The following is an 8,380-nucleotide window of genomic DNA, read 5'->3' on the forward strand; positions in this document are numbered from 1 at the left end:
TTTTATAGAACGCGTACCGCTCCTTTTGCCGCACTTGTTGTATGCATTGCATAAACTTTTAACGCTTTTGATACTTTACGTTTACGTTCTTCTTTCGGATGCCAGCCTTTCGCTTCCTGAACTGTACGGCGGTGCGCCATAGTCGCATCATCAACGTTTAAGTGAATCGTACGGTTTGGAATATCAATTTCAATGGTATCACCATCTTCAACTAAACCAATTGCACCGCCTTCCGCAGCTTCCGGCGAAACATGTCCAATTGAAAGACCTGATGAACCACCAGAGAAACGACCATCTGTCACCAATGCACAGTCTTTTCCTAAACCTTTCGATTTAAGATAGCTGGTTGGGTAAAGCATTTCTTGCATACCTGGACCACCACGTGGACCTTCGTAACGAATCACCACAACGTCACCAGCTTTAATTTCATGGCCCAAAATTGCATCTACAGCGGCATCTTGGCTTTCAAATACGCGTGCTGTACCCGTAAATTTCAGGATCGATTCATCAACGCCTGCAGTTTTTACGATACAACCATCAAGCGCGATGTTGCCGTATAGAACTGCTAAACCACCATCTTTAGAGAATGCATGCTCTGCATTACGAATCACGCCTTTTTCACGGTCGCCATCTAAAGTTGAATAGTAACGGTTTTGTGAGAATGCCACTTGCGTTGGTACGCCACCTGGAGATGAGCGATAGAACTCATAAACGTCGGCATCTTCAGTACGAATAATGTCCCACTTATCTAATGCATCTTTTAAAGTTTTCTCATGTACAGTCGGTACAGATACATCCAATAAATTGGCACGATCAAGCTCACCTAAGATCGCCATAATGCCACCCGCACGGTGAACATCTTCCATATGAACGTCTTGTTTTGCAGGCGCTACTTTTGAAAGTACAGGAACTCGACGTGATAATTCGTCGATGTCATCCATGGTAAAATCAACTTCAGCTTCACTTGCCGCAGCCAATAAATGTAGAACTGTATTGGTTGAACCACCCATTGCAATATCAAGGGTCATCGCATTTTTAAATGCAGCCTTAGTTGCAATCGAACGAGGCAAAATACTTGCATCTTCTTGTTCATAATAGCGCTTAGCCAATTCAACAATAAGCTGACCTGCTTTTAAGAATAATTTTTTACGGTTTGCATGCGTCGCAACAATCGAACCATTACCCGGTAAAGATAAGCCTAAAGCTTCGGTTAAACAGTTCATTGAGTTTGCAGTAAACATACCTGAACATGAACCACAGGTTGGACATGCTGAACGTTCAAATTCAGCAACTTCTTCGTCTGTATAACTTTCATCAGCCGCAACAACCATGGCATCTACAAGGTCAATCGCTTTTTCATTACCGCGGAATTTAACCTTACCCGCTTCCATTGGGCCGCCAGACACAAAAACTACTGGAATATTTAGGCGCATCGCAGCCATCAACATTCCTGGTGTAATTTTGTCACAGTTAGAAATACACACCATGGCATCTGCACAGTGTGCATTCACCATGTATTCAACCGAGTCTGCAATCAAATCACGTGATGGTAAAGAATAAAGCATGCCGTCATGCCCCATTGCGATACCGTCGTCCACTGCAATTGTATTGAACTCTTTAGCAACACCACCTGCTGCCTGAATTTCTGCTGCGACAAGCTGCCCTAGATCTTTTAGATGGACATGGCCCGGAACAAATTGAGTAAATGAATTGACCACCGCAATAATCGGTTTGCCGAAATCTTCATCTTTCATTCCTGTTGCACGCCATAAGCCACGTGCGCCAGCCATATTTCTTCCGTGTGTCGATGTTTTTGAACGATAGTCAGGCATTTGTATTTCCAACAAGTTGTGCTTGAGCGGAATTTCTTCCACTCTGGCTGAATGATACTGATATAGCGTTAGATCAGTCGGAATATTGACTCATCATCATTTGATCATTCTCCATTCTATAGAAGCAAATAATATAGGGAAAGCCAATAACGATAATACTCAGTCAATATTTAGCAAAACTTACATGAATAATTTTTTATTTTTTTATAACCTTTTTTTATCAATAAAATTTTTTCAATAATTTTTTGTTCACTATTAAAAAACTAAAACGCTCGATCGCTATGAGTTTAGGGCTTCAAACGTTTTTCACGTATACTACCCATAAACTCTTTTTGGATTGCATTTGTGAAAATTATTTTTGCTGGCACCCCCGAATTTGCTGCAATAGCATTGGCGGCTTTATTAAAAACTTCCCATGAAATTATCGCGGTTTATACTCAGCCAGATCGTAAATCGGGTCGTGGACAAAAACTAACGCCATCTCCTGTAAAACAGCTTGCACTTGAACACAATATTCCTGTTTATCAACCACTCCACTTCAAAGCTTCAACTGAAGAAGGCTTGGCTGCTCAACAAGAACTTGCTGCTTTAGGCGCTGATGTGATGGTGGTTGCAGCCTATGGTTTGATTCTTCCACAAGCTGTGCTCGATACACCTAAATATGGTTGCTTAAATATTCACGGTTCATTATTACCACGCTGGCGTGGAGCAGCGCCCATTCAACGTGCGATTGCAACAGGTGACGACGAAACTGGCATCACCATCATGCAAATGGCTGCCGGTTTAGATACAGGCGATATGATGTATAAAACTTATTGCCCAATCACTGCCGAAGATACTTCTGCGACTTTGCATGACAAACTTGCAGATCAAGGTGCAACAGCAATTTGTGCGGTACTTGAGTCAGAAGAAACCCTACAAAAATATTTGACAGAACGCGAAGTCCAAGACGAAAGCTTAACGGTCTATGCTCATAAACTCGTAAAGTCAGAAGCTCGTATTGATTGGTCACTAGATGCTGTTCAAATTGACCGAAATATCCGTGCATTTAACCCTTGGCCAGTCGCTTTTGTTCAGCTTGATGAGAACAATGCTCTGCGTGTTTGGAACTCTTTAGTCTCTAGTCAAAGCAAAGCAGATGCCCAAGTTGGTGAAATTATTGCAATTGATAAACAAGGCGTGCATGTTGCTTGCGGTGAAAATACATTTATTTGTTTGACGAGTGTACAGTGGCCGGGTGGTAAAGCATTAAATGCTCAACAAATAGCGCAAACTCAAAAACTTCACGTAGGACAGATTCTGCCATGAGTCAGGTTACTTCAAATTCATCACGCTTTAATCTACGTGCTCAAGTCGTCCAAACGTTACTAAAAGTTCAGCAAGGGCAATCACTTGCTAGTATTTTAAATACACAGCTCAATCAAGTGGCAGAGCGTGACCGTGCACTATTTCATGAGCTTGTATTAGGTACATTGCGTCAATGGTTTGCACTTAAATCAATTAGCTTACCTTTGCTCAGCAAACCTTTAAACAATGAGACAGTAGAAACCTGTCTATACGTTGGTCTTTATCAAGTTTTATGTACGCGTATTGCAGCGCACGCTGCCATCTCAGAAACAGTAGATGCGACCAAACAACTTGGATTCCCTGCACTCAGCGGCATTGTAAACGCTATTTTACGCCGAGCTACTCGTGAAACTGATGATTTTCAGCAAGGTTTACAGCAAGCGCATGGCTTACCAAGTTGGCTCTTTAAGCGACTAAAAAAAGATTGGGGTGAACAAACCGAAGCGCTCTGCCAATCATTAAAACAAGTTGCACCTTTAACTTTACGAGTGAACCAGCGACACATTGGTCGAGATGCTTATTTAGCAAAACTACAAAGTCTAGATATTCAGGCACGTGCTTGTGCTCTGTCTGAGGCAGGTATTGTTCTTGAGCAATCTATACAAATCACTCAGTTACCTGGTTTTGAAGAGGGGTGGTTTTCTGTACAAGATGAACATGCACAGCTATGTGCAACTCTATTGCCTGATTTAAACAATAAAACAGTGATTGATGCTTGTGCTGCTCCAGGTGGTAAAACAGCTCACTTGCTAGAAAAATTTAAACCAGCACAGTTAATCGCCATTGATCAGGACGCGAGTCGTTTAGTCCGCGTGACTGAAAACTTAAACCGACTAGCACTAGATCAAAACCATACTGAAATTCTAGCCGCCGATGCAACCGAGTGGACTCCGACTGAACCAGTAGATTGTATCGTGCTTGATGCACCTTGCTCTGCGACAGGTGTCATTCGACGTCACCCTGACATACGCCTATTACGTCAATCTACCGATATAGCGCAAACCATTGAGCTACAAAAGCAGATTTTGGAACACATGTGGCAACAACTTAAAGTTGGCGGCACATTGCTCTACATCACTTGTTCAATTTTAAAAGCTGAAAATGAACAACAGATGATCGACTTCTTTGCAGAGCATACTGATGCAAAAGAAGTGAAAATCGAAGCAGCTTGGGGAATTGAACAAACTCATGGCAAACAATTGTTGCCACAAGCTCAATCTGGTGATGGATTTTATTATTGTAAAATCCAAAAAATTGCATAAAAAAAGCAGGCTTAAGAGCCTGCTTTTTTTCTAGACCAGTATCAAAGTGTGTGCTGGTCTTTTACTTCTTCTAAAACTTCATCTAACTCTTCAGGATGCTTAGATAAATGTAAGATGGATAAAGCCAGCCCACCCCATACAAACACCATTGAAATGATCATCATCACGATTGCCGAAGTATTCATTCCTTTATCCTCCTAGCGATCTTTCATTTTGCTTAACACGATAGCAACGACTGCACAGAAAATTACACTGCCCCAGCCGAATATACCTTGTAAGCTCATACTATAAGTATCATAGCCATTTTTGATCAAATTAAAAACAGTCATAGAAAGTGTTGTTAATAAGATTAAAGAGGTAATAACAGTTAAAGTGAAGTCCCAACCTTTACCTAATTGAATAGTTGAAATTCGGTTTACATGGTCACGAAGCTCTTTAAGTGCTGAACGTTTAAACCAAGCTACACTAATAATTGAGATCAATGCACCACCAATAATCCCAATGTTATTAATAAAGTGGTCAACAATATCAACAAGCTTAATTGCATTTACACTTGAGAATAAAATAATTGATACAAGCGCACTACCACCACCAATAATGGTTACAGCTTTCTTACGTCCCCACTTTAACTTATCTTGCATCGCTGCAATCGGCACTTCCAAAATACTAACCATTGAAGAAATACCAGCTACAAATAATGAAGAGAAGAACAAAAGACCAAATAGGTCAGCACCAGAACCTAAACTTGAAATAATTTTAGGAAATGCAATAAATGCGAGTCCAATACCACCACTCACAACATCTTTAACTTCAGTACCTGCCGCATGCGCCATAAAACCAAGCGCAGCAAAAATACCAATACCCGCTAAAATCTCTGTTGATGCATTGGCGAAACCAACAATAAGACCAGAACCTGTCAAATTGGTTTTTGGTTTTAAATAGGATGCATAGGTCACCATGATCCCGAAACCAACAGAAAGTGAAAAGAAGGTATGACCGTAAGCAGCTAACCAAACTTTATAGTCCATCATGGCAGACCAGTTTGGGGTAAAGAATGCATTTAAACCTTGTGCCGCACCAGGTAAACGCAATGATTGAATCACTAAAATGGTAAACAAAACAAATAATAAGGGCATGAAAATCTTATTCGATAATTCAACACCTTTTTTCACTCCACCATATAAAATGATTAAAGTCAGCGCCCAAATTCCTACAATTGGCCAAAATAGATGACTTACAAACTGCAAATCAAAGCCTGTTGCTTTTGAGGTCTGTAAGTAAGTATTGAAGAAGAAGCCTTCTGGGTCACTTCCCCACATTTGACCAATAGAGAAATAAATATAACTGCCAGCCCAAGTCAGTACACTTGCGTAGTACAAACCGATGATGATACAAACACAAACCTGCCACCATCCTAAAGTTTCTCCGCCCTTAAACAAAGCTCTATAGGCTTTAGGAGGTGAACCTGTACTACGATGACCTACCGCATAATCTAAAAATAGTAACGGTAAACCAGCAGTAATGAGTGCAAGTAAGTAAGGAATAAGAAACGCACCACCACCATTTTCATATGCAACGTATGGAAAGCGCCAAATATTACCTAAGCCTACAGCCGAACCAACGGCTGCAATAATAAAACCAGATCGTGACGTCCAGTTTTCACGAGAATCTGTCATAGAACACCTAATGTTAAGAGATTACTTATTTTTACTGCTATTGTTGATTGTTATTCCGCATGCAAAAAAAGAACCAAAAAATACTTTTGTGTTTGTAGAAAATAAAATGAACCTTTTGAGTATTTTTCTTCCCTAAACAAACAAGCAAAAATAGAAAATTCTTCCTTAAAGATTTTTGTCCATTTTTTGCCCCTATATAGCTGAACAATACCTGTTTTTATTTCTTTTTACTGTAATTTCCATCTGAAATTTTACGTTTTTTTAGAAATTTTGATCTAGTCTGATCATTTTTTAACTGATATTAGTATTTTAAAGCATATTATTGTGCTGCTATATACAATGATATTTTCTACCATTTAAATTCTTTTAGATTTCACAAAGTAGATATATCAACTAATTTTTCTCATAATAATGAGCAAAACATTATTTTCTGTTTTCACAAAATTTATACTAAGTTCTATAAAATAACTTTTATAGCAAAATACATATTTTTATATAAAAATCAAAAACATAAAATATTTTAAAAAATTAAAGCTCTATAAGTTTTTTATACACTATTTTTCATCAATGCATAACTACCCAGATATCTATATCATGCGCTCAAAGATTTCTTTTACTTAGGATATGATGATGAAGATATTAAAAATGTCTTTTCTAGCACTCGGGATGAGTCTTAGCGGATTTGCTCAAGCGGATTTTATAGGGGTTAAAGGAGACGTGAGTTACTGGTTTTACGATGGTAAAGCAAACATGTCTTCACAATTACCAGATGACCAAGATTTAGATCGAAAAGGTAGTGCTCAACTATCATTAGCTTTTGAGCACCCAATTCCATTTATTCCAAATGCAAAAATTCGCTATGTAAATCTAGATACGCAAACCAAGTCAGAAACCTTAGGCCAAGCTAACTATAAAATTAATTTAGATCATAGCGATTTTATTCTTTACTACGAGTTACTCGATAATATTGTGAGTGTAGATGCTGGTCTTGGGGCAACTGTATTAAATGGTGATATCACTGCTTATACTGGCAAACGTGTGGATATAGATAAAACATATCCTATCGCTTATTTGTCAGGCGAAGTAAAACTTCCATTCACAGGTTTAAGTGCTAAAGGTGAAGCAACCTATACAAACTTTAATGATGCAAAAATCACAGATGCATTAGCAGAGGTAAAGTATAAATTTATCGATAATTTAGCAGTTGATTTAGGTTTAAAAGCTGGCTACCGCGTACTCAATATTGACTTAGATGACTATGATAACAATGACCTTAAATTTGAGTTTAAAGGTCCATATGTAGGCTTGGAAGCACATTTTTAAATCAGACTTTCAGGTATAAAAAAGAACTCTATATGAGTTCTTTTTTATTTAAATCATATCTACATAACCTAAATATTCCCGAATTCTTTGACACCATGCTCGAATATTTGGGTATAAATTTAAATCAAAGCCACCTTCTTCCGCGACATGTGTGTATGCATATAAAGCAATATCAGCAATGGTTAATTGATTTCCAACAAGATAATCATACTCTACTAAATCTTTATCCATAATAGATAGCGCTTTATGGCCTTTTGGCTGTAAATTATGATATTCCTCCATTCTTTCTGTTGGTAATCCTAAATATTTATTAATAAAACGAGCAACTGCAATAAATGGTTCATGGCTATACTGCTCAAAGAACATCCACTGATACATTTTTGCTTTAATAAAAGGATCTGTAGGAATAAATTTTGTTCCTTCAGCTACATAACCTAAAATAGCATTGGATTCACTCAAAACACGACCATCATCCAGCACTAATACAGGTATTTTTCCATTGGGATTTAACGACAAAAAATCATCTGTTTGAGTTTCTTTGTTTAAAATATCAACATGGACCCATTTATGATTAATTTTTAATAAGGAAAGTAATAATTTAATCTTATAACAGTTACCCGAATCTACATCGCCATAAATTATCATCGATCCTTTTCCCTTATTATGCTTACTTAAAAGATTAATTTTCTTGTTACTTATAACAGAACTCTTTCTTAGAATTAATATATATCGGCTTTTATTGTCTACATTCAGAGTTTTATATTTATTCCGCGCAATAAGAAACACCCCCACTCTTTAGAATGGGGGTGTTTGGAATAATGAGCTGGCGATGACTTACTCTCACATGGGTAACCCCACACTACCATCAGCGCTAAGAGGTTTCACTTCTGAGTTCGGGAAGGGATCAGGTGGTTCACTCTTGCTATGGTCGCCAGCACAA

7 protein-coding genes and 1 rRNA gene are annotated in these 8,380 nt (G+C 38.3%); 3 read left to right on the forward strand and 5 right to left on the reverse strand.

Annotated elements, in window-relative coordinates; all coding sequences use genetic code 11:
- Positions 1-2: 2 nt before the first annotated feature.
- Complete coding sequence (gene ilvD / locus AC1PJ9_RS06010) at positions 3-1,832, reverse strand: dihydroxy-acid dehydratase (protein WP_019458622.1); 1,830 nt, start codon at positions 1,830-1,832, stop codon at positions 3-5.
- Positions 1,833-2,177: 345 nt separating this feature from the next.
- Here ilvD and fmt point away from each other — a divergent pair, with 345 nt between their 5' ends.
- Positions 2,178-3,140, forward strand: a complete 963-nt coding sequence (fmt, locus tag AC1PJ9_RS06015; protein ID WP_311087308.1) for a methionyl-tRNA formyltransferase — start codon at positions 2,178-2,180, stop codon at positions 3,138-3,140.
- Entirely contained in the window at positions 3,137-4,441 is a 1,305-nt protein-coding gene (gene rsmB / locus AC1PJ9_RS06020) for a 16S rRNA (cytosine(967)-C(5))-methyltransferase RsmB (protein WP_311087309.1), read from the forward strand. Before fmt ends, rsmB begins: the two co-directional genes overlap by 4 nt.
- A 41-nt stretch (positions 4,442-4,482) precedes the next feature.
- Here the strand turns inward: rsmB and AC1PJ9_RS06025 are convergent, their stop codons facing one another.
- Both AC1PJ9_RS06025 and AC1PJ9_RS06030 read right to left on the reverse strand, forming a co-directional pair.
- Positions 4,483-4,626 carry a methionine/alanine import family NSS transporter small subunit gene (locus AC1PJ9_RS06025; RefSeq protein ID WP_004704675.1) on the reverse strand — a complete coding sequence of 48 codons (144 nt, stop codon included), beginning with the start codon at positions 4,624-4,626 and terminating at the stop codon, positions 4,483-4,485.
- 12 nt (positions 4,627-4,638) lie between these two features.
- Positions 4,639-6,117: a sodium-dependent transporter gene (locus AC1PJ9_RS06030; protein WP_004704674.1), complete on the reverse strand. Its 1,479-nt coding sequence runs from the start codon at positions 6,115-6,117 to the stop codon at positions 4,639-4,641.
- A gap of 630 nt (positions 6,118-6,747) precedes the next feature.
- On the opposite strand from AC1PJ9_RS06030, the gene AC1PJ9_RS06035 reads away from it, so the two are divergent.
- Positions 6,748-7,440, forward strand: a complete 693-nt coding sequence (locus AC1PJ9_RS06035) for a TIGR04219 family outer membrane beta-barrel protein (RefSeq protein WP_025465232.1) — start codon at positions 6,748-6,750, stop codon at positions 7,438-7,440.
- Between the two features lie 48 nt (positions 7,441-7,488).
- Here the strand turns inward: AC1PJ9_RS06035 and AC1PJ9_RS06040 are convergent, their stop codons facing one another.
- Complete coding sequence (locus AC1PJ9_RS06040) at positions 7,489-8,085, reverse strand: glutathione S-transferase family protein (protein WP_311087310.1); 597 nt, start codon at positions 8,083-8,085, stop codon at positions 7,489-7,491.
- Between the two features lie 176 nt (positions 8,086-8,261).
- Positions 8,262-8,376: ribosomal RNA gene (rrf, locus tag AC1PJ9_RS06045) — 5S ribosomal RNA — on the reverse strand.
- Positions 8,377-8,380 lie beyond the last annotated feature (4 nt).

Source organism: Acinetobacter sp. 70_2 (assembly GCF_056736115.1).

Coding starts and splice junctions, on each gene's coding strand:
- AC1PJ9_RS06025 (WP_004704675.1), bottom strand. CDS start 4,626: ATGAATACTTCGGCAATCGTGATGATGATCATTTCAATGGTGTTTGTA.
- AC1PJ9_RS06030 (WP_004704674.1), bottom strand. CDS start 6,117: ATGACAGATTCTCGTGAAAACTGGACGTCACGATCTGGTTTTATTATT.
- AC1PJ9_RS06040 (WP_311087310.1), bottom strand. CDS start 8,085: ATGATAATTTATGGCGATGTAGATTCGGGTAACTGTTATAAGATTAAA.
- rsmB (WP_311087309.1), top strand. CDS start 3,137: ATGAGTCAGGTTACTTCAAATTCATCACGCTTTAATCTACGTGCTCAA.
- ilvD (WP_019458622.1), bottom strand. CDS start 1,832: ATGCCTGACTATCGTTCAAAAACATCGACACACGGAAGAAATATGGCT.
- AC1PJ9_RS06035 (WP_025465232.1), top strand. CDS start 6,748: ATGAAGATATTAAAAATGTCTTTTCTAGCACTCGGGATGAGTCTTAGC.